Source organism: Mycobacterium kubicae (assembly GCF_015689175.1).
Lineage (GTDB): Bacteria > Actinomycetota > Actinomycetes > Mycobacteriales > Mycobacteriaceae > Mycobacterium > Mycobacterium kubicae.
This window is the reverse complement of the sequence record NZ_CP065047.1, coordinates 1,319,530-1,345,491: the sequence shown is the minus strand read 5'-3', so window position 1 is coordinate 1,345,491 and position 25,962 is coordinate 1,319,530. Positions and strand designations below refer to the sequence as shown.

Annotated in this window: 26 protein-coding genes and 2 pseudogenes; 15 read left to right on the top strand and 13 right to left on the bottom strand. The window is 67.5% G+C overall.

What is annotated here, in order from left to right; all coding sequences use genetic code 11:
- Positions 1–2: 2 nt before the first annotated feature.
- Together I2456_RS06430 and I2456_RS06425 are read left to right on the top strand one after the other, a co-directional pair.
- A pseudogene (locus I2456_RS06430) lies at positions 3–437 on the top strand (HAD-IC family P-type ATPase); the annotation flags it as partial.
- An 83-nt stretch (positions 438–520) separates the two neighbouring features.
- Entirely contained in the window at positions 521–1,444 is a 924-nt protein-coding gene (locus tag I2456_RS06425; RefSeq protein WP_085072788.1) for a class I SAM-dependent methyltransferase, read from the top strand.
- 7 nt (positions 1,445–1,451) lie between these two features.
- Here the strand turns inward: I2456_RS06425 and I2456_RS06420 are convergent, their stop codons facing one another.
- Complete coding sequence (locus tag I2456_RS06420; RefSeq protein WP_085072837.1) at positions 1,452–2,123, bottom strand: cation diffusion facilitator family transporter; 672 nt, start codon at positions 2,121–2,123, stop codon at positions 1,452–1,454.
- A gap of 97 nt (positions 2,124–2,220) precedes the next feature.
- Between I2456_RS06420 and I2456_RS06415 the strand changes: the two genes are divergently transcribed.
- The 3 genes from I2456_RS06415 to I2456_RS06405 all read left to right on the top strand — a co-directional run bounded on the left by I2456_RS06415 (position 2,221) and on the right by I2456_RS06405 (position 6,849).
- Complete coding sequence (locus I2456_RS06415; protein WP_085072836.1) at positions 2,221–3,147, top strand: class I SAM-dependent methyltransferase; 927 nt, start codon at positions 2,221–2,223, stop codon at positions 3,145–3,147.
- Complete coding sequence (locus tag I2456_RS06410) at positions 3,144–4,325, top strand: CoA transferase (RefSeq protein ID WP_085072787.1); 1,182 nt, start codon at positions 3,144–3,146, stop codon at positions 4,323–4,325. The genes I2456_RS06415 and I2456_RS06410 overlap by 4 nt, the downstream gene beginning before the upstream one ends.
- Before the next feature lie 265 nt (positions 4,326–4,590).
- On the top strand, positions 4,591–6,849 hold the full coding sequence (locus I2456_RS06405) for a SulP family inorganic anion transporter (RefSeq protein ID WP_085072786.1): 2,259 nt from the start codon (positions 4,591–4,593) through the stop codon (positions 6,847–6,849).
- A 15-nt stretch (positions 6,850–6,864) separates the two neighbouring features.
- Here I2456_RS06405 and I2456_RS06400 read toward each other — a convergent pair whose 3' ends face one another.
- The 6 genes from I2456_RS06400 to I2456_RS06375 form a co-directional block, all read right to left on the bottom strand.
- The gene (locus I2456_RS06400; RefSeq protein WP_068028990.1) at positions 6,865–7,305 is read right to left on the bottom strand and encodes a response regulator; all 441 of its coding nucleotides are present in this window, start codon (positions 7,303–7,305) and stop codon (positions 6,865–6,867) included.
- On the bottom strand, positions 7,302–8,930 hold the full coding sequence (locus I2456_RS06395; protein WP_068028988.1) for a sensor histidine kinase: 1,629 nt from the start codon (positions 8,928–8,930) through the stop codon (positions 7,302–7,304). The genes I2456_RS06400 and I2456_RS06395 overlap by 4 nt, the downstream gene beginning before the upstream one ends.
- Positions 8,930–10,120 carry a PP2C family protein-serine/threonine phosphatase gene (locus tag I2456_RS06390; protein ID WP_371869911.1) on the bottom strand — a complete coding sequence of 397 codons (1,191 nt, stop codon included), beginning with the start codon at positions 10,118–10,120 and terminating at the stop codon, positions 8,930–8,932. The genes I2456_RS06395 and I2456_RS06390 overlap by 1 nt, the downstream gene beginning before the upstream one ends.
- Positions 10,121–10,407: 287 nt before the next feature.
- Positions 10,408–11,577, bottom strand: a complete 1,170-nt coding sequence (locus tag I2456_RS06385; RefSeq protein WP_068028982.1) for an acyl-CoA dehydrogenase — start codon at positions 11,575–11,577, stop codon at positions 10,408–10,410.
- 84 nt (positions 11,578–11,661) lie between these two features.
- Entirely contained in the window at positions 11,662–12,183 is a 522-nt protein-coding gene (gene purE, locus I2456_RS06380) for a 5-(carboxyamino)imidazole ribonucleotide mutase (protein ID WP_085072835.1), read from the bottom strand.
- The gene (locus I2456_RS06375; protein WP_085072785.1) at positions 12,180–13,406 is read right to left on the bottom strand and encodes a 5-(carboxyamino)imidazole ribonucleotide synthase; all 1,227 of its coding nucleotides are present in this window, start codon (positions 13,404–13,406) and stop codon (positions 12,180–12,182) included. Before I2456_RS06375 ends, purE begins: the two co-directional genes overlap by 4 nt.
- 99 nt (positions 13,407–13,505) lie before the next feature.
- On the opposite strand from I2456_RS06375, the gene I2456_RS06370 reads away from it, so the two are divergent.
- Positions 13,506–14,168 (top strand): GtrA family protein, encoded by a 663-nt coding sequence (locus tag I2456_RS06370; RefSeq protein ID WP_068028976.1) that lies wholly within the window; start codon positions 13,506–13,508, stop codon positions 14,166–14,168.
- Here the strand turns inward: I2456_RS06370 and I2456_RS06365 are convergent.
- A complete protein-coding gene (locus tag I2456_RS06365; protein WP_068162320.1) occupies positions 14,123–14,641 on the bottom strand; it encodes a PH domain-containing protein in 519 nt (172 codons plus the stop codon). The genes I2456_RS06370 and I2456_RS06365 overlap by 46 nt on opposite strands.
- 31 nt (positions 14,642–14,672) lie before the next feature.
- On the bottom strand, positions 14,673–15,497 hold the full coding sequence (locus I2456_RS06360) for a biotin--[acetyl-CoA-carboxylase] ligase (RefSeq protein WP_068162316.1): 825 nt from the start codon (positions 15,495–15,497) through the stop codon (positions 14,673–14,675).
- An 85-nt stretch (positions 15,498–15,582) separates the two neighbouring features.
- Here I2456_RS06360 and I2456_RS06355 point away from each other — a divergent pair, with 85 nt between their 5' ends.
- The 8 genes and pseudogenes from I2456_RS06355 (at position 15,583) to I2456_RS06320 (ending at position 22,508) form a co-directional block, all read left to right on the top strand.
- Complete coding sequence (locus tag I2456_RS06355) at positions 15,583–17,223, top strand: acyl-CoA carboxylase subunit beta (RefSeq protein WP_085072784.1); 1,641 nt, start codon at positions 15,583–15,585, stop codon at positions 17,221–17,223.
- 23 nt (positions 17,224–17,246) lie between these two features.
- Positions 17,247–17,459 (top strand): annotated as a pseudogene (locus I2456_RS06350) (acyl-CoA carboxylase subunit epsilon); the annotation flags it as partial.
- A complete protein-coding gene (locus I2456_RS06345) occupies positions 17,456–18,103 on the top strand; it encodes a Maf family protein (protein WP_085072782.1) in 648 nt (215 codons plus the stop codon). The pseudogene I2456_RS06350 and the gene I2456_RS06345, both read left to right, overlap by 4 nt.
- 3 nt (positions 18,104–18,106) lie before the next feature.
- The gene (locus tag I2456_RS06340; RefSeq protein ID WP_085072781.1) at positions 18,107–18,598 is read left to right on the top strand and encodes a pyridoxamine 5'-phosphate oxidase family protein; all 492 of its coding nucleotides are present in this window, start codon (positions 18,107–18,109) and stop codon (positions 18,596–18,598) included.
- Positions 18,599–18,636: 38 nt separating this feature from the next.
- Positions 18,637–19,530 carry a sulfurtransferase gene (locus tag I2456_RS06335; RefSeq protein WP_068028956.1) on the top strand — a complete coding sequence of 298 codons (894 nt, stop codon included), beginning with the start codon at positions 18,637–18,639 and terminating at the stop codon, positions 19,528–19,530.
- A 10-nt stretch (positions 19,531–19,540) separates the two neighbouring features.
- Positions 19,541–19,960: a SufE family protein gene (locus tag I2456_RS06330; protein WP_068028953.1), complete on the top strand. Its 420-nt coding sequence runs from the start codon at positions 19,541–19,543 to the stop codon at positions 19,958–19,960.
- Between the two features lie 123 nt (positions 19,961–20,083).
- The gene (locus I2456_RS06325; protein WP_068028951.1) at positions 20,084–21,877 is read left to right on the top strand and encodes an acetyl-CoA carboxylase biotin carboxylase subunit; all 1,794 of its coding nucleotides are present in this window, start codon (positions 20,084–20,086) and stop codon (positions 21,875–21,877) included.
- Between the two features lie 220 nt (positions 21,878–22,097).
- Positions 22,098–22,508, top strand: a complete 411-nt coding sequence (locus I2456_RS06320; protein ID WP_082952160.1) for an STAS domain-containing protein — start codon at positions 22,098–22,100, stop codon at positions 22,506–22,508.
- Here the strand turns inward: I2456_RS06320 and I2456_RS06315 are convergent.
- The 4 genes from I2456_RS06315 to I2456_RS06300 all read right to left on the bottom strand — a co-directional run bounded on the left by I2456_RS06315 (position 22,479) and on the right by I2456_RS06300 (position 24,905).
- On the bottom strand, positions 22,479–23,267 hold the full coding sequence (locus I2456_RS06315) for an RNA polymerase sigma factor SigF (protein WP_068028947.1): 789 nt from the start codon (positions 23,265–23,267) through the stop codon (positions 22,479–22,481). The two genes, I2456_RS06320 and I2456_RS06315, sit on opposite strands and share 30 nt — an antisense overlap.
- Positions 23,264–23,701 carry an ATP-binding protein gene (locus I2456_RS06310; RefSeq protein ID WP_068028943.1) on the bottom strand — a complete coding sequence of 146 codons (438 nt, stop codon included), beginning with the start codon at positions 23,699–23,701 and terminating at the stop codon, positions 23,264–23,266. The genes I2456_RS06315 and I2456_RS06310 overlap by 4 nt, the downstream gene beginning before the upstream one ends.
- Before the next feature lie 403 nt (positions 23,702–24,104).
- Positions 24,105–24,416 (bottom strand): protein UsfY, encoded by a 312-nt coding sequence (gene usfY / locus I2456_RS06305; RefSeq protein ID WP_068029331.1) that lies wholly within the window; start codon positions 24,414–24,416, stop codon positions 24,105–24,107.
- 105 nt (positions 24,417–24,521) lie between these two features.
- Entirely contained in the window at positions 24,522–24,905 is a 384-nt protein-coding gene (locus I2456_RS06300; RefSeq protein ID WP_085072780.1) for a hypothetical protein, read from the bottom strand.
- A 365-nt stretch (positions 24,906–25,270) separates the two neighbouring features.
- Here I2456_RS06300 and I2456_RS06295 point away from each other — a divergent pair, with 365 nt between their 5' ends.
- Entirely contained in the window at positions 25,271–25,948 is a 678-nt protein-coding gene (locus tag I2456_RS06295; protein WP_068028935.1) for a TetR/AcrR family transcriptional regulator, read from the top strand.
- The last annotated feature ends 14 nt before the right edge of the window (positions 25,949–25,962 follow it).

Here is a 25,962-nt window from a genome sequence, read left to right as displayed (position 1 = left end):
GTTCCGACGAGCTGGGCATCGACGAGTGGCGCGCCGAGGTGATGCCCGAGGACAAGCTCGAGGTGGTGCGCGAGCTGCAAGACCACGGCTACGTCGTGGGCATGGTCGGTGACGGCATCAACGACGCCCCCGCCCTGGCCGCCGCCGACATCGGCATCGCGATGGGGCTGGCCGGCACCGACGTCGCGGTGGAGACCGCCGATGTGGCGCTGGCCAACGACGACCTGCATCGCCTGCTCGACGTGCGGGACCTGGGCGCGCGGGCCGTGGACGTGATCCGGCAGAACTACGGCATGTCGATCGCCGTCAACGCCGCCGGGCTGCTGATCGGGGCGGGCGGCGCGCTGTCGCCGGTGCTGGCCGCGATTCTGCACAACGCATCCTCGGTGGCGGTGGTGGCCAACAGCTCCCGGCTGATCCGGTACCGCCTGGACTGACAGGAAACTCCAACCCAGTCCCGAGCCCCCCGTCGTTACCCTGTCTAAAGAGTGGGACCACGGCGGCAGAAGGGACTTTCGAGGTGGGGCGTACCGACAACGACACCTGGGATCTGGCGACCAGCGTGGGGGCTACCGCGACCATGGTCGCCGCAGGACGGGCCAGGGCGACCAGGACCGGGCTGATCGACGACCCGTTCGCCGAGCCGCTGGTGCGCGCGGTCGGCGTCGACTTCTTCACGCGTTGGGCCGCAGGCGAACTCGACGCGAGTGACGTCGACACCCCCGACGCCCCGTGGGGGATGCAACGCATGACCGACCTCCTGGCGGCCCGCACCCGCTACATCGACGCCTTCTTCGCCCAAGCCGCGGACGCGGGCATCCGCCAGGTGGTCCTGTTGGCCGCCGGGCTGGACGCGCGGGGTTATCGGCTGCCGTGGCCCGCCGGGACGACGGTGTTCGAGATCGACCAGCAGCAAGTGATCGATTTCAAGACCAGCACCATCGCGGCCCTGGACGCCGACCCGACCGCCGAGGTGCGTGCCGTGGGCGTCGACCTGCGCCACGATTGGCCGGCCGCGCTGCGCCAGGCGGGGTTCGCCGCCGAGCAACCCACCGCGTGGGCCGCCGAAGGGCTGCTCGGTTTCTTGCCGTCGCAGGCCCAGGACCGGCTGCTCGACGACATCACCGCGCTCAGCGGCGACGGCAGCCGGCTGGTCGCCGAGGTGTTCGAGAACACCGCGTCCAACCAGCAGGCGCTCAACGGTGCCGCCGAGAAATGGCGCGAACACGGCCTGGACCTGGTGCTCGACGACCTGGGCTTCCCCGGCGACCGCAACGATGTGGCGGCCTACCTCGCCGAGCGCGGATGGGAGCCGGTGAGCACGCCGCTGAACCAGTTGCTGAGCGATACCGGCCTGCCGTTGCAGCCCACCGACCCCGACGCGCCGTTCAGCAAGAACTACTACTGCACCGCGGTCCTGCACCGGGCCACGTCGCGACCCTGAGCTGAGATCAGCAGCCGCAGTCCAGGCCTCGCCAGGCGCGCACGCCTTGCCAGACCGCGACCGCGGCGATGGCCAACCCGATGGCGGGATCGACCCACCACCCCCCGGCCCACCACGCGGTGACCGCCAGGCCGACCAGCACGGCGGCCGCCTGCGCCGCGCACAGGTAGTTCTGGGTGCCCTCGCCCTTGGTCGCCGCCGAACCCAGCCGGACGGCGAGCCGGTGTTTGACCCAGCCCAGCACCGGCATGAGGACCAGCGCGCCGGCGGTCAGGGCGATGCCGATCACCGAGGTCTCGGCGTGGTGCTCGCCGGCCAGGTAGCGAATCGACTCCGCGGCGATGTACGGCGCGGTCAGCCAGAACGACACCGCAACGCCGCGCTGGGCGCGCCGCTCGGCGGTGTGCGACAACGTCCGGGCCCCGCTGAAACGCCACACCACCATCGCGCTGGCCAACGCTTCGGCCCCGCCGCCCAGCGCCCAGCCGGTCAGTGCGATGGACCCCACCGCCAGGCCCTGCCACAGACCGACGACTCCCTCGGACAGCATCACCGCCAGGCTCAGCCAGGCCAGCAGCCGCGCCCATCGAGCATCGCGCTGCCACGCCGCGTCCCGCCCCGGCGCGGCATGGGTGGCCGTGTCGCAGCAGGTGTCGGCAGTGACCTGAGCCGGGGACATCTCCATCTCGACGATGGTAAAGGCTGGACCGGCCGAATTGCCGCAACGCTTGTGGTTAATCTGGCTAAGCAGTATCGGGGCCGTCGAGGGGATCGCAATGGGGCGCACCGCCAACGACACCTGGGACGTGGCGTCCAGTGTGGGCGCCACCGCCGCCATGGTGGCGGCCGGACGCGCCCGCGCCACCCGGGCCGCGCTGATCGACGACCCGTTCGCCGAACCGCTGGTGCGGGCGGTCGGCATCGACTTCTTCACCCGCTGGGCCAGCGGCGAACTGGACCCCACCGACGTCGACATCCCGGATTCTCCGTGGGGCATGCAGCGCATGACCGACCAGCAGGCGGCCCGCACCCGCTACATCGACACCTTCTTCCGCGCCGCCGACGGCGCCGGGATCCGCCAAGTGGTCCTGCTCGCCTCCGGCCTGGACGCGCGCGGCTATCGGCTGCCCTGGTCGGCGGGCACCACGGTCTTCGAGATCGACGTGCCGCAGGTGCTGGAATTCAAGGCCGCCGCCATGGCCGCCCTGGGCGCCGTCCCGACCGCCGACGTGCGAGGGGTCCCCGCGGACCTGCGCCACGACTGGCCCAGCGCGCTGCGCCGGGCGGGCTTCGACGAACGGCGACCCACCGCCTGGGCCGCCGAAGGACTCTTCGGATACCTGCCACCGCAGTCGCAGGACCGGCTGCTCGACGACATCACCGCGCTCAGCGCGCAGCACAGCCGGCTGACCGCGGAGGTGTTCTTCAGCGCCCCGGCCAACCGGGACCTCTTCGACGCCATCTACGCGCGCTGGTATCAGCACGGACTCGACGTCAACATCGAACAACTCGGCTTCCCCGGCGACCGCAACGACGTGGCGACCTACTTAGAAGGCCACGGCTGGCGGGTGGCCCGTACCGCCATCAATCAGCTGCTGACCGACAACGGCTTCGCCCCGCACGCGGTGGACGGACCCGTCACCGAACAGGCCCCGTTCGCCCAGAACTATTACTGCACCGCCGCAAAGGAAGGGCTTCGATGACCGACGGCGCCGCCAAACCCCTCGACGGGTTCCGGGTACTGGACTTCACCCAGAACGTGGCCGGCCCGCTGGCCGGGCAGATCCTGGCCGACCTCGGCGCCGAAGTGATCAAGGTCGAGGCCCCGGGCGGTGAGGCGGCCCGCCAGATCACCTCCGTGCTGCCCGGGCGACCACCGTTGGCCACCTACTTCCTGCCCAACAACCGCGGCAAGAAGTCGGTGACCGTGGACCTGGCCACCGCGGAGGCCAAACAGCAGATTCTGCGACTGGCCGACACCGCCGACGTGGTGCTGGAAGGGTTTCGCCCCGGCGTCATGGAACGCAAGGGCTTAGGGCCTGAGGACCTGCGGAGCCGCAATCCCCGACTCATCTACGCGCGGCTGTCGGCCTACGGCGGCAACGGCCCGCACGGCAGCCGGCCCGGGGTCGATCTGATGGTCGCCGCCGAGGCCGGCATGACCACCGGAATGCCGACGCCCGACGGCAAGCCGCAGATCATCCCGTTCCAGCTCGTCGACAACGCCAGCGGGCACGTGCTGGCCCAGGCGGTGCTGGCCGCGCTGCTCAACCGGGAGCGGCACGGGGTGGGCGACACCGTGCGGGTCGCGATGTACGACGTCGCGGTGAGCCTGCAGGCCAACCAGCTGACCATGCACCTCAACCGCCCAAGTGAACCCCGGCCCAAACCCGCCGGCGCACCGAACACCAAGCGGCGCAAGAGCGTCGGCTTCGCAACTCAGCCCTCGGATGCCTTCAAGGCCGCCGACGGCTACCTCGTCATCAGCGCGTACGTGCCCAAGCACTGGGCGAAGCTGTGCGAAATCATCGGCAGGCCCGACCTTTTGGACGACGAGCGCTTCGTCGACCAGCGGGCTCGGGCGCTGAACTACCCGGAGTTGACCGAAGAGCTGGAGAAAGCGCTGGCCGGCAAGACCGCCGCGGAATGGGTGGCATTGCTGCAGGAGGGCGGGCTGATGGCCTGTCTGGCCTATACCTGGAAGCAGGTCGTCGACACTCCCCTGTTCGCCGAGAACGATCTCGCCTTGCGGGTCGGCGCCGGCGAACAGGCCGTCACGGTGATCCGCACCCCGGCGCGTTACTCGAGCTTCACCGCCGTGGTCAGCGAACCGCCGCCGTCCCCCGGCCAGCACAATGACGCGTTTCTCGCCAAATCCTAAGCACCGCGCTACGCGGACAGCGCAATTCTTTGAATTGGCAATGAATTCGCGCTAGGCCCGCCGATTCGCTGTGGCCAGCACGCACCATTTCTCACATACCTTATGTGGGCGGCCTGAATTTGCTGCTCGCTATTTGACCTCGCATACGACGCCGGGTGGACACCTAATTGACAGCTCACGTTCACGCCGATCATGAAGGGTCATCTGCCTGCGGCAGTGGGCCGCCACCGACGACCTGTGTACCGGCTCGGAGGAGTCAGAAACGATGAGCACCGCTGTCCAGAATCCCCCCGCTGCTGCAGCCCCGTCCCGAGCGCATTCGCTGATCTCCAACCTGCGGCACGACTTCCCGGCATCGCTGGTGGTGTTCCTTGTGGCACTGCCGCTTTCGCTGGGCATCGCCATCGCGTCCGGCGCTCCGCTGGCGGCCGGGCTGATCGCCGCGGTGGTGGGCGGCATCGTCGCCGGATCGTTGGGCGGGTCCGCGGTCCAGGTCAGCGGACCCGCGGCCGGTCTGACCGTGGTGGTCGCCGACCTGATCGACCAACTCGGCTGGCCGATGCTGTGCATCATGACCATCGGCGCCGGCGCCCTACAGATCATGTTCGGGGTGAGCCGCATGGCCCGTGCCGCCTTGGCCATCGCCCCGGTGGTGGTGCACGCCATGCTGGCCGGCATCGGGATCACCATCGCGCTGCAGCAGATCCACGTGCTGGTGGGTGGGACATCGCGCAGCTCGGCCTGGAAGAACATCGTCGCGCTGCCCAACGGCATCCTGCATCACGAACTCCACGAAGTCATCGTCGGCGGGTCGGTCATCCTCATCCTGGTGTTCTGGAACAAGCTGCCGCCCCGGGTGCGGATGATCCCCGGCGCCCTGATCGCGATCGTGGCGGCGACGGCGCTGGCCAAAATCGCCGGACTGGACGTCGAGCGAATCAACCTGTCCGGCAACTTCTTCCAAGCGATCAGCTTGCCCCACTTCGCCGCGAAAACACCCGACGGCCAGCCCTGGACCCAGTCAATCGGCGCCATCGCCATCGGCGTCCTGACCATCGCGTTGATCGCCAGTGTCGAATCGCTGCTGTGCGCGGTCGGGGTCGACAAGCTGCACAACGGCCCGCGCACCAACTTCAACCGGGAGATGATCGGCCAGGGCAGCGCCAACATGTTGTCCGGGTTTCTGGGCGGACTGCCCGTCACCGGCGTCATCGTGCGTAGCTCGGCCAACGTGGCCGCCGGTGCTCGCACCCGGATGTCGGCGATCCTGCACGGCGTCTGGGTGCTGCTGTTCGCGTCGCTGTTCACCAACCTGGTGGAGATGATTCCCAAGGCAGCGCTGGCCGGTCTGCTCATCGTCGTCGGCGTGCGGCTGATCAAGCTGGCCCACATCCGATTGGCTTGGCGCACGGGTAATTTCGTGGTCTACGTCATCACCATCGGGTGCGTGGTATTCCTCAACCTGCTCGAGGGCGTGGCCATCGGACTCGCCATCGCAATCCTGTTCCTGCTGATCCGGGTGGTGCGCGCGCCCATCGAGGCCAGGCCGGTGGGCGGAGAGGCCAAGCAGTGGCAAGTCGACATCGACGGAACCCTGAGCTTCCTGCTGCTGCCGCGGCTGACCAACGTGCTCTCGACGCTGCCGCGCGGCTCCGACGTCACGCTACACATCAACGCGGACTACATCGATCATTCGGTGTCCGAGGCGATCTCGGACTGGAAGACGGGGCACGAGACGACCGGCGGAACGGTCACCATTGTGGAGACGTCGCCGGCCAACCTGGTGAGCGCGCACAGCCGTCCGCCCAAGCGCCACTTCCACTCCCGGTCCCTGCGTGAGGCACCGTGGCCGTCTCGGCGCGACACTCATCACGACGACGACGAGGCTTCGATTCGGCACGGCGTCCGGGAGTACCACCGCAACGGGGTGGAGTCGCTGCATCACCACGTTCCCGAGCTGATCGATTCGCCGAACCCGGACACGGTGTTCCTCACCTGTGCCGACTCCCGGATCTTGCCGGACGTCATCACCGCGAGCCGGCCCGGTGACCTGTACATCGTCCGCAATGTCGGCAACCTGGTGCCGACGGAATCCACCGAACGCTCGGTCGACGCCGCACTCGACTTCGCCGTCAACCAACTCGGCGTGACATCGGTTGTGGTGTGCGGACATTCGTCCTGCCGGGCGATGAAGGCGCTGCTGGAGAACGCCGCCGACGACACCACCGCCCCGATGGGCGATTGGCTGCGTCACGCCAGTGAGAGTCTGGCCGCCTTCCGGGACGGACACCCGGCGCGCCGCAGCGCCACCTCCAATGGCTTTGCCTTCAGCGAAGTCGACCAATTGGCGATCGTGAACGTGGCCATCCAGGTGGAGCGGCTGACCCGCCATCCCATCCTGGCTCCCGCGGTGCAGTCCGGTGCCCTACAGGTCGTGGGCATGTTCTTCGATTTCGCGACGGTCCATGTGCACGAGGTGGACGCGCACGGCATCGTCGAGGCCGAGACCGCCGACACGCACTGACGCCAACGGCGTCGGTCAGCCCTGCGGCAGCCGCACGACCTGCAGGAAGAACTCGTCGATCTGCCGCACCGCCGTCATGAACTGGTCGAGGTCCACCGGCTTGGTGACGTAGGCGTTGGCGTGCAGCTTGTAGCTGCGCAGAATGTCCTCTTCGGCCGAGGACGTGGTGAGCACCACGACCGGAATGCGGCACAGGTCGGGGTCGGACTTGATTTTTTCCAGCAGGTGCCGGCCGTCGTATTTGGGCAGGTTCAGGTCGAGCAGGATCAGATCCGGCCGCGGCGCGTGCTGGTAGGCACCGCGCTGGTACAAGTAGTTCAGACCCTCTTCGCCGTCGTGCGCGACATGCAGCCTGTTCTTGAGCTTGTTGTGCTCGAACGCCTCTCGGGTGATCAGCTCGTCGCCTGGGTCGTCTTCGACGAGCAGGATGTCGATCGCGCGACCTTCTGGGGTCATCTCTGCGTTCCTCCCGTAATGGCTAAGTCGTCGGGTGCGCCCACGGGGTGGGCAGGGGGCTCGGGGGTGGCTTCGGCAACGGGCAGCGTGAACTCGAACCGGGTTCCATCCGAGTAGGACGTATCGATCCAAACACGGCCGCCGTGGTGCTCGATGATCTTCTTGCACAGCGCCAGACCCAGGCCGGTACCACCGTACACATCGCGACCGTGCAGGCGCTGGAATATGACGAAGACCTTGTCGGCGAACTCTTCGGGGATACCGATGCCGTTGTCGGTCACGCTGAACAGCCATTGCCCGTCCCGGTCACCGGTTCCCGGTTGGCAGTCGATGACGATGCACGGCGGCACGCCCTCTTGCCGGAACTTCACCGCATTGCCAATCAGGTTCTGCCACAACATGGTCAGCAGCGTCGGGTCGCCCATGACCTGCGGCAGCCGCTTCGGGCGCTCGATGCGGGTGCCCGATTCCTCGACCGCGGTGGACAGGTTGGCGATGGCGGCGTCCAGCGCTGTGTCCAGCGTGACCTCGCCGTACTTGGTGCCCAGCCGGCCGACCCGGGAGAAACTGAGCAGGTCGTTGATCAGCACCTGCATCCGCTTGGCTCCGTCGACGGCGAATTCGATGTATTGCAGGCCGCGCTCGTCGAGCTTGTCGCCGTATCGCTTCTCGAGCAACTGGCAGAACGAGGCGACCTTGCGCAGCGGCTCCTGCAGGTCGTGCGACGCGACGTAGGCGAACTGTTCGAGTTCGGCATTCGAGCGGCGCAACTCGATCGCCTGCTCGTCCAGCAGAGCTTGGGCCGAACGCGACGCGTTGAGCTCTGCCACGATGCGCTGGCGCATGTTCTCCACATCATTGGCGATATCGCGGATGTCTTTGGGCCGATCGGGCGCGACGATCGATTCCTCGAAGTCGCCTTCGGTGATCCGCCGACATGACGCGGCCAACGATGCGAGCGGAGTGGTCACCGCGCGCCGAATCAGCAGGCCCAACAGTGCCGCCGTCGTGATGAACACCAGCACGATGAAGCCCAGCACCCGATTCCGCCAGCGGTTGAAGCGTTCGACGTTGGCGGCCCCGTCGTCGCGAGCCGCGGCAAGCTTGTCGTTCTGGACATTGAAAAGCGTTCGGAGATGGTCGAATTGGGTCTTTCCCAGGGTGGCTATATCGCTGTTCATGACGGTCGGAGAGGCTGGGATCACGGTGGCGATCAGCGGCTCGGCATAACTCGTCCGCCAGATGGCGGCGGCACCTTCGATGGCGTCCAGGTCGGCTAGCAGCTCCGGGCGGTGACTCACCCGGCGGCGGATGTCGTCGGCCGCCGCTTTCTCGGCGCGTTGGCCGTCGTAATAGGGGCTGAGGAACTGGGGATCGGCGGCCATCAGGTAGCCGCGCACCCCGGTCTCCTGGTCGCGCAGGGCCGACTGCAGCAGCGCCGCCTGCACGCGCGCCGGCTGAACTTCGTCGCGCAGCTGGCGCGACATCTCGTCGGTGCGGTGGAGCAACACGGCGCTGGCTATCGCGCCGATGAGCACCACCGCGCCCATGACCGACAAGACCAGCGCCTGCCAGCCGCGCACCGTGAGCTGCGCTCCCCGCAGGGGCGCCGACGCCTCGGCCATCAGGGCATCCCCATCGTGCGCTCGACGCGCACCACGGCAATGTCGTCGGTGAGCCCACCGCGCGATTGGGCACGTTCTTGAGCGCCGTCGATCAGCGCGTCGACGAACGCGGGGCCCGGCAGGTTGACGTGCGAGCGTGCCAGCGCCAGCAGACCGTCCTCGCCGAGGCGTTCGATGCCACGACCGGAATAGCCTTCGAACAACCCGTCGGTGAGCAGCAGCAGGCCCTGACCGGGCGGCAGGTCGAAGTCGTAGTGCGGCCAGTGGTCGAAACGCAGGCCCAGCGCGGGGCCGCCCGGCGGCTCGATCCACTCCACCGTGTCCGCGCTTTGCAACAACATTCCGGGGTGGCCGGCGCGGACGGCGGTGACGCGGGAGCTGTCGGGATGGATCGCCAGGCTGAGCACCGTCGCGAAGATCCCCGTGTCGGTGCGCTCGGCGTGCAGGACCCGCTCGAGGCGGCGCATCAGGTCGACACCGTGAATGCCGGAGAAGGTGAGCGTGCGCCAGGCGATCCGCAGTGCCGCGCCCAGGGCCGCCTCGTCCGGGCCATGCCCGGCGACGTCACCGATCAGGACGTGCACGACCCGGTCCGGCATCTGGACGACGTCGTAGAAGTCTCCGCACAGCAGCGCGTTCTCCCGGCTGGGCCGGTAGCGGGTGACGATGTCGACGCCCGGGTTCTCCAGCAAAATCGGCGAGGGCAGCAGCCCCCGTTCCAGCAGGGCGTTCTCCCGGGCGCGCAGCTGGGTGGCATGCAGGTCGGCCGCGATGAGTTCGGCGCGTTTGCGCTCGATCGCATACAACAGCGCCCGGCGCAGCATCTCCGGCTCGACGCGGCCCTTGACCAGGTAGTCCTGCGCACCGGCGGCCACGGCCGAAGCGCCGAAGTACTCGTCGTTCAGTCCGGTCAGCACCACGATCGGGACGGTGGCGTCACTTTTGAGGATGCGGTCCAACGCGTCGATGCCGTTGGCGTCGGGCAGGTTCAGGTCGAGCAGTACGCAGTCTGGGCGGGACGAGGCGAGTTCGCGCTCCGCGTGCGCCATCGATTGGGCCCACACGACGTCGATGTTGGCGACGGCGTCGGCGATCAGGTCTTCCACCAACACCGCGTCACCGCGGTCGTCTTCGACCAACAGGAGCGAAAGCGATTGCCAATGAGCCGTCGAGTCGAGGCCGGGAGCGATACCTGGCGTCAGTTCGGGTTCATGTGGCGCACGCACGGCAGCCAACGTCCTTCAAGTAACACCCCCTGGCCGTGGTAACACCCGTCTGCTCGAGTAGGACGAAGAACGACAATAGTCGGCAGCATCACAGACTGCGCGCGTGACCTTCGACCCCCGCCGGCCGCCCGATAGCGTGCGGATTGGTTGCCCGCGTGCATCCTATGCGGTATGGCTGGCCTTTCCCTGCAGATACGCCGACATCACGCCGGGGTTTCCGGCCGGCCGGTTGCGGTTGAGGTGAACGGGGATCAGCGCAGCAGGGCGCGGCTCATCACCACGCGCTGAATCTGGTTGGTGCCTTCGTAGATCTGGGTGATCTTGGCGTCGCGCATCATGCGTTCCACCGGGAAGTCCTGGGTGTAGCCGTAGCCGCCGAACAGCTGCACGGCGTCGGTGGTCACCTCCATCGCCACGTCGGAGGCAAAGCACTTCGACGCCGCGGAGATGAAGCCGAGGTTGGACTCGCCGCGCTCGGCGCGGGCGGCGGCGTGGTAGACGGTCAGCCGCGCCGCTTCCACCTTCATCGCCATGTCGGCGAGCATGAACTGCACACCCTGGTTGTCGCTGACCGGGCGGCCGAACTGCTTGCGTTCCTTGGTGTAAGCGATCGCGGCGTCGACCGCGCCCTGGGCGATGCCGACGGCCTGGGCGCCGATGGTGGGGCGGGTGTGATCGAGGGTGGCCAGCGCGGTCTTGAAGCCGGTGCCCGGCTCGCCGATGATGCGGTCGCCGGGAATGCGGCAGTTCTCGAAGTACAACTCGGTGGTGGGCGAACCCTTGATGCCCAGCTTCTTTTCTTTCGGGCCGACGGTGAATCCCTCGTCGTCGACGTGCACCATGAACGACGAGATGCCGTTGGCGCCCTTGTCCGGGTCGGTGACGGCCATGACGGTGTACCACGACGACTTGCCGCCGTTGGTGATCCAGCACTTGGCGCCGTTGAGGATCCAGTCGTCGCCGTCGGCCTTGGCGCGGGTGCGCATCGCCGCGGCGTCCGAACCGGCTTCCCGTTCGCTCAGGGCGTAGGAGGCCATGGCCGTGCCGTCGGCGATCGAGGGCAGCACCTGCTTCTTCAGTTCGTCGGAGCCGCGCAGGATCAGACCCATGGTGCCCAGCTTGTTGACCGCCGGGATCAGCGACGCCGAGGCGTCGACGCGGGCCACCTCCTCGATGACGATGCAGGCCGCCACCGAGTCAGCGCCCTGGCCGCCGTACTCCTCCGGGACGTGTACGGCGTTGAAGCCGTTAGCATTCAGCGCGTCCAGAGCTTCCTGCGGGAAGCGGGAGTTCTCGTCCACGTCGGCGGCGTGGGGAGCGATCTCCTTTTCCGCCAGCGCCCGGATCGCGGCCCGCAATTCCTGGTGCTCTTCGGGTAACTGAAACAGATCAAACGTCGGGTTTCCGGCCCAACCGGCCATCTCGAGCCTCCTTGCGCTATGCCTACGGCGCCGTATCTCCCGGGCCGGTGCTGGGCCCGCGAGGAACAAACACTCGCCAGGCTACTAGCCAGTAACTTTACCCTGAGAATCGCGCAGCGCCGCATCCTTGGCCCGCACGCTCTGCGCCAGCTCGTCTTGGAACGCCAGGATGCGCGCCCGCAGCTGCGGGTCGGACGACCCCAGGATCCGCACCGCCAGCAACCCGGCGTTGCGGGCGCCGCCGATGGACACCGTGGCCACCGGCACCCCGGCCGGCATCTGCACGATCGACAACAGCGAATCCAGGCCGTCGAGGCGGCCCAGCGGCACCGGGACCCCGATCACCGGCAACGGCGTCGCCGCGGCGACCATGCCGGGCAGGTGCGCCGCGCCGCCTGCCCCGGCGATGATCACCTCGAGGCCGCGGTCGGCCGCGCTGCGGGCGTAGTCGAACATCACCTGCGGCGTGCGATGGGCCGAGACCACCCGCACCTCGGCCGGAATGTCGAACTCGGCCAGCGCCGCGGCGGCATCGGCCATCACCGACCAGTCGCTGTCGCTGCCCATGATGACCCCGACCCGGGGTCGGTGCTCAGGCTCTGTCATGAATGCGCATCCCATCCATCCGCCCACTGCCCGTGCGCCAACCAGTGCGCCGCCAGCTCCGCCCGTTCCCGCAGCTGCGGCAGCGCCGCGGGGTCCGCGCCGAGGAAGTTGATGTGCCCGACCTTGCGTCCGGGCCGCTCCGCCTTGCCGTACAGGTGCACCCGCGCGTCCGGCATGCGGGCGAACAGATGATGCAACCGCTCGTCGACCGACATGGCCGGCGCCTCGGCGGCACCGAGCACGTTGGCCATCACCGTCACCGGCACGGTGACTTCGGTGTCGCCGAGCGGGTAGTCCAGCACCGCGCGCAGATGCTGTTCGAACTGGCTCGTCTTGGACCCGTCCATGGTCCAGTGCCCGGAGTTGTGCGGGCGCATCGCCAACTCGTTGATCAGCAGCCCGCCCTCGACCGTCTCGAACAGCTCGACGGCGAGCACACCGACAACGCCCAGCTCGGCGGCCAACCGCAGCGCGAGCTGCTGAGCGGCGGCAGCCACGTCATCGGGCAGGTCCGGGGCAGGCGCGATCACCTGCACGCAGATCCCGTCGCGCTGCACGGTTTCCACCACCGGCCACGCCGCGCCCTGCCCGAACGGCGAACGCGCCACCAGCGCCGACAGTTCGCGGCGCAGCTGCACCCGCTCCTCGACCAGCACCGGCACCCCGCCTTCCAGGTACTCACGGGCAATGTCGCGGGCTTGGGCCAGATCACGCGCCATCCGCACACCGCGCCCGTCGTAACCCCCGCGGACCGCCTTGACCACCAGGCCGGCGTCGCCGGGGGCGTCCAGGCCGGCCGCGAACGCATCCAGCTCGCCCAGGCGGTCGAGGTTGTCGATTCCGGTGTAGCGGGGTACCGGCGCGCCCAGCGCTTCCAGGCGCTGGCGCATCACCAGCTTGTCCTGGGCATGCACCAGGGCCTGCGGCGGCGGCGCGACGTTGACGCCCTCGGCGACGAGCTTTTCCAGCAGCTCGGTGGGGACGTGTTCGTGGTCGAAGGTCAGCACGGTGGCGCCGCTGGCCACTCGGCGCAGGTCGTCCAGCTCGGTGTGGGACCCGATCACCACGTTCGGGCTGACCTGCGCGGCCGGCTCGTCGGCCGCGGTGACCAGGACGCGCAGGTTCTGGCCCAGCGCGATGGCGGCCTGATGGGTCATCCGGGCCAGCTGACCACCGCCGACCATGGCGACAACAGGGGTGCGGGGACTCGGCACGGCCATCATGGTGTCATGGCGTCTGACCGGCGTGTTTAGCGGCTGCGGAACCAAATCGTTATGTATTATTTTGCACCGCTTTCGCGTACGACCGTAGACTGCCGAGTTGTGTCCTTTGCCGATGCCACAATTGCGCGCCTGCCCAAGGTCATGCAGCCCGTCGCGGAACGCCACCACGAATTGATCAAATTCGCCATCGTGGGCGGCACGACATTCATCATCGACTCGGCAATTTTCTACACCCTCAAGCTGACAATTCTCGAGCCGAAGCCGGTGACGGCCAAGGTCATCGCGGGAATCGTCGCCGTCATCGCGTCCTACGTGCTCAACCGGGAGTGGAGCTTCCGCGACCGCGGCGGCCGCGAACGCCACCACGAAGCGCTGTTGTTCTTCGCCTTCAGCGGCGTCGGTGTGTTGCTGAGCATGGCACCGCTGTGGATCTCGAGCTACGTCCTCGAGCTACGTGTGCCCATGGTGTCGCTGACGTTGGAGAACATCGCCGACTTCATCTCCGCCTACATCATCGGAAACCTGCTGCAGATGGCGTTCCGGTTCTGGGCCTTCCGGCGCTGGGTGTTCCCCGACCAGTTCGCGCGCAACCCGGACAAGGCGCTGGAGTCGGCGCTGACCGCCGGCGGCATCGCCGAGGTGTTCGAGGACGAACTCGAGGGTGGCAACGTGACCCTGCTGCGGGCCTGGCGCGGCCGGCGCGGCAAGGGCACCGCTCAGCTGGGCGACTCCTCGGTCCCCAAGGTGTCGAAGACTTCGTGATACAGCAGCGCGTGCACCTCGCGCAGCCGCGGAATGTTGTGGAACTCCAACGGATCTTGTGACGCCGACTCGATGATCAGCGTCCCGGTCCGGAAGATCCGTTCGAAGATCCGGTCCCGGAACTCCACGCTGTTGATCCGGGCCAGCGGGATGTCGATGCCGCTGCGGGTGAGCACTCCCTGCCGGTACATCACCCGCCGGTTGGTCACCACGAAATGGGTGGTCAGCCAGGTCAAAAACGGCCACAGCGTCAGCCAGCCCACGATCACCAGCCAAATGCCCCAGACGACGCCGTAGATGATGTTCTTGGCCAGTTGCTGCCACGGCGTGGAGTTGACGAAGCCCGAGCCCGTGGCCGCCAGCGCGGTCACCAGGATCAGCACCACCACGGGCCAGATCAGACGCTTCCAGTGCGGGTGACGATGCAACACCACCTGTTCGCCCGCGGCCAGGGCATTGTCCGGATAGCTCATGACGGTGACCCTAGTGCCCGGCCGGGCGAAGCTACCGCAAATGCACCACGTCACCAGCGGAGACGACGACGATCTCGGGCGGTTTGCCGGAGTCGTCGAGCCCGGTCTCCAAGCGCAGTTGCCCATGATCGTCGATGTCGCGGGCGATGCCGACGAGTCGGCGACCGCCGGGCAGTTCGGCGCGCACCTGGGACCCGATGGTCAGGCTGCGCGCCCGGTAGTCGGCCATCAACTGCGCGTCGGCGCCGCGGGCTTGTCGCCAGCCGGCGATGCGCTCGGCGAGTTCGCGCAGCAGCCGGCGAACCAGCAGGTCGCGGTCCGGCGCGGTGACGCCCTGGTCCAGCAGCGAGGTCGCGCCGGCTCCCTCGACCTCCTGCGGTGCTTGGGTGACGTTGAGCCCGATCCCGATCACCGCGTAGGGCTGCGCGACTTCGGCCAGGATGCCGGCCAGCTTGCCGCCGCCGGCGAGCACGTCGTTGGGCCACTTCAGGCCCGCCTCGACGGTGGTTTCCGTCGCCACCGCGTCGACCACCGCCAGTCCCGCGGCCAGCGTCAGCCACCCCCAGGCCGCGGGTGGGACGTCATCCACCCGCACCCCGACCGACAGCGTGATCTGCGCGCGCGGCGCCGCCGACCAGCCACGTCCGTGCCGCCCCCGGCCGGCGGTCTGGTGTTCGGCGATCAGCACCGACCGGTCGATATCGGCACCCGCAGCCGCCCGGGACAGCAGGTCGGCGTTGGTGGATCCGGTTTGCTCGACGACGTCGAGTTGCCGCCAGAATGACGTGCCGCCGATCACCTCCGCCCGCAACGCAGCGGCGTCCAGGGGCACCCTCAGCTTTTCACGGTCGGTCACCTCCCCAGCCTAAAGAACGGCGGGTAGCCGACATGAGTGGTGCGGGAACCGACCGCCGATGCGCCTGCCGATACCATCGATTCCCATGACGAGCGTTACCGACCACACCGCCGAGCCCGCCGCCGAGCACACCATCGACATCCACACCACCGCCGGCAAGCTGGCGGAGCTGCACAAGCGCCGGGAAGAGTCGTTGCATCCGGTCGGCGAGGCCGCCGTCGACAAGGTGCACGCCAAGGGCAAGCTCACCGCGCGGGAACGGATCTACGCGCTGCTGGACGAGGATTCCTTCGTCGAACTCGACGCCCTGGCCAAACACCGCAGCACCAACTTCGGGCTGGAGAAGAACCGCCCGGTCGGCGACGGTGTGGTGACCGGTTACGGCACCATCGACGGCCGCGACGTGTGCATCTTCAGCCAGGACGCGACCGTGTTCGGCGGCAGCCTGGGCGAGGTCTACGGCGAGAAGATCGTCAAGGTGCAGGAACTGGCGATCAAGACCGGTCGCCCGCTGATCGGCATCAACGACGGCGCCGGCGCCCGCATCCAGGAGGGCGTCGTCTCGCTGGGCCTGTACAGCCGCATCTTCCGCAACAACATCCTGGCCTCCGGTGTCATCCCGCAGATCTCGCTGATCATGGGAGCCGCCGCCGGCGGGCACGTCTACTCCCCCGCCCTGACCGACTTCGTCGTGATGGTCGACCAGACCAGCCAGATGTTCATCACCGGCCCCGACGTCATCAAGACCGTCACCGGTGAGGACGTCACCATGGAGGAACTCGGCGGTGCCCACACCCACATGGCCAAGTCGGGCACCCTGCACTACGTCGCCTCCGGCGAGCAGGACGCCTTCGAGTGGGTCCGCGAGCTGCTCAGCTACCTGCCGCCCAACAACTTCACCGACCCGCCACACGAACCGGTTCCGGTGCCGGCTGGCGCCATCGAGGAAAACCTGACCGATGAGGACCTCGAACTCGACACGCTGATCCCGGACTCACCAAACCAGCCCTATGACATGCACGAGGTGATCACCCGCATTCTCGACGAGGACGAGTTCCTCGAGATCCAGGGTGGTTACGCCCAGAACATCGTGGTCGGGTTCGGCCGCATCGACGGCCGTCCGGTCGGAATCGTGGCCAACCAGCCGACGCACTTCGCCGGCTGCCTGGACATCAACGCCTCGGAGAAGGCCGCGCGGTTCGTGCGGACCTGCGACTGCTTCAACATCCCGATCGTCATGCTGGTCGACGTGCCGGGCTTCCTGCCCGGCACCGGCCAGGAATACAACGGCATCATCCGGCGCGGCGCCAAGCTGCTCTACGCCTACGGTGAGGCGACCGTCCCGAAGATCACCGTCATCACCCGCAAGGCCTACGGCGGCGCGTACTGCGTCATGGGTTCCAAGGACATGGGGTGCGACGTCAACCTGGCCTGGCCGACCGCCCAGATCGCGGTGATGGGCGCCTCGGGCGCCGTCGGCTTCGTCTACCGCCAGAAGCTCAAGGAAGCGGCCGAGGCCGGCGAGGATGTCGAGGCGCTGCGCCTGCATTTGCAGCAGGAGTACGAAGACACTCTGGTCAACCCGTATGTGGCCGCCGAGCGCGGGTACGTCGACGCCGTGATCCCGCCGTCCTACACCCGCGGCTACATCGGGACCGCCCTGCGGTTGCTGGAACGCAAGATCTCCCAGCAACCGCCGAAGAAGCATGGGAACATCCCGCTATGAGCGCTGAGCCGACCGACCAGCCACAGCCGTCGGAACCGCACATCCGGGTGCTCAAGGGGCAACCCACCGACGCCGAACTGGCCGCGCTCATCGCGGTGCTGGGCAGCGTCGGCAGCCCGCCCCCGCCGCCCGCGCCCGAACCCACCCGGTGGGGCCTTCCAGTCGACAAGCTGCGCTACCCGGTCTTCAGCTGGCAGAAGATCACGCTGCAGGAAATGATCCACATGCGCCAATGACCCGGCTGGTGCTCGGGTCCGCGTCCTCCGGCCGGCTCAAAGTGCTTCGTCAAGCCGGCATCGATCCGCTGGTGGTGGTGTCGGGCATCGACGAAGATGCGGTGATGGCCGCGCTGGGCCCACACTCCGCGCCCGCCGACGTGGTGGCCGCGCTGGCGCGCGTCAAAGCCGAGCAGGTGACCACCATGCTGGTGGGACCGCAAAGCATCGTGGCCGCCGACTGCGTCGTGATCGGCTGTGATTCGATGCTGCTGTTCAACGGCCGGCTGTGCGGCAAGCCGCGGACCGTGGACGAGGCCCGCCACCTCTGGCTGTCCATGGCCGGCGGCGCCGGTCAACTGCTCACCGGCCACTGCCTCATCCGCATGACGGACAACAGAGTCGTCTATCAGGGCGGCGAAACCTCAGTCACCACAGTGTATTTCGGCACTCCGTCGGCAGCAGACCTGGAGGCTTACCTGGGGACCGGGGAATCGTTGCGGGTTGCCGGAGGCTTCACCCTCGACGGGTTGGGGGGCTGGTTCATCGACCGCGTCGACGGTGACCCGTCTGCGGTGGTGGGCATCGGGCTGCCGGTGACCCGGTCGCTGCTGCACCGCGCCGGGGTGTCGCTAGCCGCGTTGTGGGCAGCCAACCCCGCCTGAGCCATGCAGACCACCTGGACCGAGTTCGCCGCCCAAGCGCCGCAGATCGCCGCCATCTTCGCCCGTCGCCACCGCGCCACCGGCAACCTGTGCCTGTTGGCCACCCTGCGCTCCGACGGGTTCCCGCGGATCAGTCCGATGGAGCCCCGGTTCTTCGAGGACCGACTGTGGCTGCCCGGCATGCCCGCCACCACGAAATTCGCCGACCTCAGCCGCGACCCCCGATTCTGCCTCCACACCGCCACCGTTGACACCCAGGTCAGTGAGGGCGACGCGAAGCTGTGGGGCCTGGCGCGCTACTGCACCGACGACGCGCTGCGGCACCGCTTCGCCGTCGACCTGCTACAGGAGACCGGAATGGACTTGCGCGGACAGCCATACCCGCTGTTCGGCACCGAGATCACCGGGGGGTCGGCCGTCGTCCTGCAAGACGGCCACCTCGACATCAGCGTCTGGAAGCCGGGCGCGCCGGAACGAGTGGTACGCAAGCACTGATCGACGACCGCGGCGGTGCCGGTGAGTAGGCTGGCAACGTGCCGTTGCCTCCTGATCCAAGTCCCACCCTGCTCGGTTATGCCCACCCCGAACGGCTCGTGACGGCGGACTGGCTGTCCGCCAACATGGGCGCACCGGGTCTGGCCATCGTGGAATCCGACGAAGACGTGCTGCTCTACGACATCGGCCACATCCCCGGAGCCGTCAAGATCGACTGGCATACCGACCTGAACGACCCGCGCGTGCGCGACTACATCGACGGCGAACAGTTCGCCGAACTGATGAACAGCAAGGGCATCGCGCGCGAGGACACCGTGGTGATCTACGGCGACAAGAGCAACTGGTGGGCGGCGTACGCGCTGTGGGTCTTCACGCTGTTCGGCCACCCCGACGTGCGGCTGCTCAACGGGGGCCGCGACCTGTGGCTGGCCGAAGGCCGGGAAACCACGCTCGAAGTGCCGACCAAGACGTCCACCGGCTACCCCGTCGTGCAGCGTAACGACGCACCGATCCGGGCGTTCAAAGACGACGTCCTCGAGTCTCTGGGCAGCGGGCCGCTGATCGACGTGCGCTCCCCGGACGAATACACCGGCAAACGCACCCACATGCCCGACTACCCCGAAGAGGGGGCGTTACGCGGCGGCCACATCCCGACCGCGCGCTCCATCCCGTGGGCCAAGGCCGCCGACGAAAGCGGCCGGTTCCGCAGCCGTGAGGAGCTCGAGGAGATCTACGGCTTCATCACCCCCGACGACAAGACCATCGTCTACTGCCGCATCGGGGAACGGTCCAGCCACACGTGGTTCGTGCTGACCCACCTGCTCGGCAAACCGGGAGTGCGCAACTACGACGGCTCCTGGACCGAATGGGGCAACACCGTGCGGGTGCCGATCGTGGCCGGCGAGAGCCCAGGTGAAGTGCCCGCTCGATGACTCGTCTGCCATGAGCCTGCCCGCTCCCTTAGCCGAGGTGGTGTCCGACTTCGCCGAAGTGCAGGGCCAGGACAAGCTGCGGCTGCTGCTGGAATTCGCCGACGAACTGCCGCCGCTGCCGGCCGATCTGGCCGAGGCGGCGATGGAACCGGTGCCAGAATGCCAATCCCCGCTTTTCCTGCATGTCGACGCCGACGACCCCGACCGGGTGCGGCTGTATTTCAGCGCCCCCGCCGAGGCACCGACCACCCGCGGTTTTGCGTCGATCCTGGCGACCGGGCTGGACGAACAACCCGCCGCCGACATCCTGGCGGTGCCCGACGATTTCTACACCGAACTGGGGCTGGCCGCGCTGATCAGCCCCCTGCGGCTGCGCGGAATGTCAGCGATGCTGACGCGCATCAAGCGCCGGCTACGCCAAGCCGGATGACTTTGGGGGACACCGCCTAACTCGGCTTACGGCGCAGCGCTTAGACTTCGACATCGTTGTAAGAAATTCTCTTAGAGAAACAGCGGCAAGAGTCGCCCGCAGATATGCCATACAGGAGGCGCAGTGGCTAGTCACGCCAGCTCGAGGATCTCCAAGGTGCTAGTCGCCAATCGCGGCGAAATTGCAGTCCGGGTGATCCGGGCGGCCCGCGATGCCGGGCTGGCTAGCGTGGCGGTCTACGCCGAACCTGACGCCGACGCCCCGCACGTGCGGTTGGCCGACGAGGCGTTCGCGCTGGGCGGGCAGACCTCCGCGGAGTCCTACCTGGATTTCGGCAAGCTGCTCGACGCCGCCGCCAAATCGGGCGCCAACGCCGTGCACCCCGGTTACGGCTTCCTCTCGGAAAACGCCGACTTCGCCCAGGCGGTCATCGACGCGGGGCTGATCTGGATCGGACCCAGCCCGCAGTCCATCCGCGACCTCGGCGACAAGGTCACCGCGCGCCACATCGCCGCCCGCGCGCAGGCGCCGCTGGTGCCGGGCACTCCGGACCCGGTGAAGGACGCCGACGAGGTGGTGGCATTCGCCCAGGAATACGGCGTGCCGGTGGCGATCAAGGCCGCGTTCGGTGGCGGCGGCAAGGGCATGAAGGTGGCCCGCACCATCGAGGAGATTCCGGAGCTGTACGAGTCGGCGGTGCGCGAGGCCACCGCCGCGTTCGGCCGCGGCGAGTGCTTCGTCGAGCGCTATCTGGACAAGCCCCGCCACGTCGAGGCCCAGGTCATCGCCGACCAGCACGGCAACGTCATCGTCGCCGGAACCCGCGACTGCTCGCTGCAGCGCCGCTTCCAGAAGCTGGTCGAAGAGGCGCCGGCACCATTCCTGACCGACGCCCAGCGCAAGGAGATCCACGAGTCCGCCAAACGGATCTGCAAAGAGGCGCACTACTACGGCGCCGGCACCGTCGAATACCTGGTCGGCCAGGACGGGCTGATCTCGTTCCTCGAGGTCAACACCCGCCTGCAGGTCGAGCACCCCGTCACCGAGGAGACCGCCGGCATCGACCTGGTGCTGCAGCAGTTCAAGATCGCCAACGGCGACCGGCTGGAACTGACCGAAGACCCCACTCCGCGCGGGCATGCCATCGAGTTCCGGATCAACGGCGAGGACGCCGGCCGCGGCTTCCTGCCCGCGCCCGGCCCGGTCACCCGGTACGACATCCCCACCGGTCCTGGGGTCCGGCTGGACTCCGGGGTCGAGGCCGGTTCGGTCATCGGTGGCCAGTTCGACTCGATGCTGTCCAAGCTGATCGTGTACGGCGCCGACCGCCAAGAGGCGCTGGCGCGCGCCCGCCGCGCCCTCGACGAGTTCCACGTCGAAGGGCTTGCCACCGTCATCCCATTCCACCGCGCGGTGGTGTCCGACCCGGCGTTCATCGGCGACGACAATGGCTTCTCGGTGCACACCCGCTGGATCGAGACCGAGTGGAACAACACCGTCGAGCCGTTCACCGGCGGTGAGCCCCTCGACGAGGACGAGTCCCGGCCGCGCCAGAAGGTGGTCGTCGAGGTCGACGGCCGCCGCATCGAGGTGTCGCTGCCCGGCGATCTCGCGTTGGCCAACGGCGCGCCCGACGCCGTGGGGGTCATCCGCCGCAAGCCCAAGCCGCGCAAGCGCGGCGCCAACGCCGGCGCGGCGGCCTCCGGTGACGCGGTCACCGCACCCATGCAGGGCACTGTGGTCAAGGTCGCGGTCGAGGAGGGTCAGGAGGTCGCCGCCGGTGACCTGGTGGTGGTCCTCGAGGCGATGAAGATGGAGAACCCGGTGACGGCCCACAAGGACGGCGTCATCACCGGTCTGGCCGTGGAACCCGGCGCCGCCATCACCCAGGGGACAGTGCTCGCCGAAATCAAATAGGCAAGCACAACAGCGGCCATCTGACCAGGGAAACTGAGAATGAGATTAGAGACGTTGTCGTCTGTCACCTCCCCCGGGTAGGGTACAGAGAGGTTGAGTTCACAGCCGCCCGGAATACGTCCTGTAATTGTTCGGGGCCTAACGGTGGAGGCGGTTTCTCGCCTCATCAGCGGCTCTTCGCACCCTTGACGTGATCCACAGTACGAACCTTTTTCGACTGATGGAGCCACATATGTCATCTGTGAACCACTCTCGTCTTCGCACCGGTACCGCAGAATTCTCCGCCCATTGGGGATCTGCGGCCGGGGTGATCACCGCCCAAGGTGAGCTCGACGCGGCCAACGCCGACGAGTTCGCCGATTACGTCCAGCGCTGCACCAAACACTGCAAGCGCCTTGTCCTGGACCTACGCGGCGTGGATTTCATTGGCACGGCCGGTTTTTCGGCCCTGCACCGAATCAACGTGGTGTGCTCGGCGGCCAACGCCCACTGGGCGATGGTGCCCAGCCGCGAGGTGTCCCGGCTACTGCGGGTCTGCGATCCCGACGGCGCATTGCCGATCACGGATTCGATCAACGACACCGCCGAGACCGAACCGGGTCTACTGCAGCTGATCCCGGAGCCGTGTTAACGACTTAGCCAGCAGGCGGGACACGTGCATCTGCGAGATGCCCACCCGCTCGGCGATCTGAGTCTGCGTCATGGACTCGAAGAACCGCAGGATCAGCACGGTCCGTTCCCGCTCGGGCAAGGCCTCGAGCAATGGGCGAAGGGCTTCCCGGTTCTCGATCTGGTCCAACCCCGAGTCGACGTCGCCCAACGTGTCAGCAATGGCACGGGCGTCGTCGTCTTCGCTGCCGCCGCCGCTGTCGATGGACAGCGTGTTGTAGGAGCTGCCCGCGACCAGCCCTTCCACGACCTCGCCGCGGTCCATCCCGAGTTCCGCGGCGAGTTCGGTGGCAGTGGGTGCTCTGCCCAGTCGTTGCGATAAGTCGGCGGTGGCGGTGCCTAGCCGCAGATGCAGTTCCTTGAGGCGCCGCGGCACCTTGACCGACCAGCTGTTATCGCGGAAGTGGCGGCGGACCTCCCCCATGATGGTCGGCACCGCGAAAGACACGAAATCCGAACCGGTTTCGACGTCGAACCGGACGACGGCGTTGACCAGGCCCACCCGCGCTACCTGAATCAGATCGTCGCGCGGTTCCCCGCGACCTTCGAAGCGCCGGGCGATGTGATCGGCCAACGGCAGGCAGCGTTCGACGATTTTGTCTCGGTGGCTCTGGAATTCCGCTGAGTCGGTCGGCAATCCCGCCAGCTCACGGAACATGTCGGGGACATCGGCGTATTCGTTCGGTCGCGAATTCGAACCGCCGGCGGAAGGTGTTGTCACCTGCCAGGCGCCGCCCGTCGCGCGGTCAACGAGATACCGAAGACGCTGCCGGCAGCGTCGGGCTGACGACCGTCGTGGAAGGTCTTGACGTCGTCAGCCAGCGACGTCAGGACATGCCAGCTGAAGCTTCCGGGCGCAACCACGTCGTGAGTATCGCAAGACGCCGAGGCTTCCACCACGAGTTCGTCGTCGCGCGGATCGACCACCAACCGCAGTGTCGCGTCCGGCGTGGCTGAGCGGATCAACCGGGTGCACACCTCGTCGACCGCCAGCCGCAGGTCCGCCACGGCGTCGAAGTCGAGGTCCTCGAAGGTTCCGATGGCACCCACCAAAGTGCGCAGCATCGCCAGGTTCTCCAGGCGCGCATCAACGCTCAACTCGACTGCGCGAGCCCCGCGATGGCGCCCCTCAGTGCGTAGCTCCGCATCGGTCATGTGGCCTCCCGGCAATGTTTGACCGACACCACCGCTGGCCGGGACCCCACCCATACTGCTAGGGGTTCCGTCCTGAAGCTGGGGTTCTAGCCGGTTGCTCATGATCGCCATCGGCTATTCAACCAGTCGCCGGTGCGGCACACGTGACCGGCACCAGGGCGGCGCGTCGGCACTACCGCTTTGCGATAGTGGCCGCGAGCACGCCGGTGCTGCCGAGCAGGGTCGCCGTATGGACTGGTGTCGGTGAATTCGTGATTTTCGACCCCATGATGGGGCAGCCACGCTGACGCAAAAGTGCCGGTATTCATCATGGTCTACACCTGATACCCCGACGCAGCTCAGGGTAAAACCACGAGAAATTGTGTTCTCCGACGCAAATTCGCGTTTTTCGATGCCCGCCGGTCTAGCTGGCGTACCGCTGCCTGTGCACCTCGGGATGTTCGGCGTACCACCGATCGGCGATGCGGCGGATCCGCCGATGTTCGACCGCCAACCACACCAGGCCGCAGACCGCGGCGACGACCGCCACCACCCCCGCGGTCATGCCTTCGGCGTGGTGTCCGCTGCCGAAAGCGGCCAGGGATCCGACGCCACCGATGACCCCCGCGACGACCAACAGGTAACCGGGCCAGTGCAACACATCGATCAGCGATTCACCGGCGAGTGGCCGCGTCGTCCGCAAGTGGTCGACGGGGTCTCGAAAGGTATCCCCCATGGCTCCTCCTTCCGCGAATCCGCCCTGCACCAGGCGATACATCAACGGTAGAACTCGCCCATCCGGTTGGGGAGGGCCAGGAGGAACGAATATCGGAAGTGGCGGCTAGAGCGCCAGCACGGGTCCGGCGATCGGCGGCACTCCCATGGACACCGTCAGCACCATCACCGTGAGCAGGAACCATCCGGCGCCGTGCCATCCCCACCAGGTGCCGTCGTCGCGCCACACCCGGTAGGTGCGCAGGAAGGCCCACAAACCGCCGGCCAACAGGATCAGGGGTGCACCGAACGCCAGCATGGTCCGCTGCGGGGCGCCGCAGGCGACGGTATCGACGCTCACGCCGGGACAGGTACTGACCCACAGCGCGGCCATGACCAGGAAGGCCACCCCCGCGGCCGTGGTCAAGACGGCGAACCGCGCGGCCGAATGCACCTCGTGGTCTGCTCGCCCCAGGCGATCCCCAGGCAACCGCTGATGTACTTCCTGCATCGGAAGCCCCCTCTGAATCCCGCTTCGATGAGCTTGATCGATCGTTAGCTACGTCGCGTCGGCTACCGCTTTAGTTACACCAATGTGGAGGCCGCTTTTGCACCTGTACCCAGCAACAAGCCACTACAAACGCTTGCGGTGCAGGTCACAGCGCCGAAATAGCCACCCGCAGCGCTGCGCCGGGACGGCAGGACCACGGGGCCGGCGGCCGGCGGTGGCGACGCCAGAGTGTCGCTGTGCGGGGCTGACTTCATGGCGAATTTGCTCGCGAATCGGTCCCGCGCACGCCTCCTGCGGCGAAGCGGAAAATCCGGCCACAATCGTCCTAGCCGGACTCATATTTTGCGTGAGTAGTATCTCTGCTTATGGCGACGGCCAGAAGGCGCTTATCCCCGGAGGATCGACGGGCTGAATTGCTCGCTCTGGGGGCAGAAGTCTTCGGCAAGCGTCCCTACGACGAGGTTCGTATCGACGAGATCGCCGAGCGGGCCGGGGTGTCGCGCGCCCTGATGTACCACTACTTCCCCGACAAGCGGGCGTTCTTCGCTGCCGTCGTCAAGGACGAGGCCGACCGGTTGTACGAGGCCACCAACGTGCAGCCCGCGCCCGGACTCACCATGTTCGAAGAAATCCGGATGGGCGTGCTGGCCTACATGGCCTACCACCAGCAGAACCCGGAAGCGGCCTGGGCCGCCTATGTCGGGTTGGGCCGGTCGGACCCGGTCCTGCTGGGCATCGACGACGAAGCCAAGAACCGTCAGATGGAACACATCATGACCCGCATCGGCGAGGTGGTCGGGGGGATTCCCGGCTCCAGCCCGCTGGAGGCGGAAGTGGAGCGCGATCTGCGGGTCATCATCCACGGCTGGCTGGCGTTCACCTTCGAGATCTGCCGCCAGCGCATCATGGACCCGACCACCGACGCCGACCGGCTTGCCGACGCCTGCGCCCACACGCTGCTCGACTCGATCGGCCGGGTACCGGGGATCCCGGAAGAGCTGGCGCACGCGATGGCCACCGCCCGAGTGGTCCCGCGACAATAAGTTGTCGGTGCCCG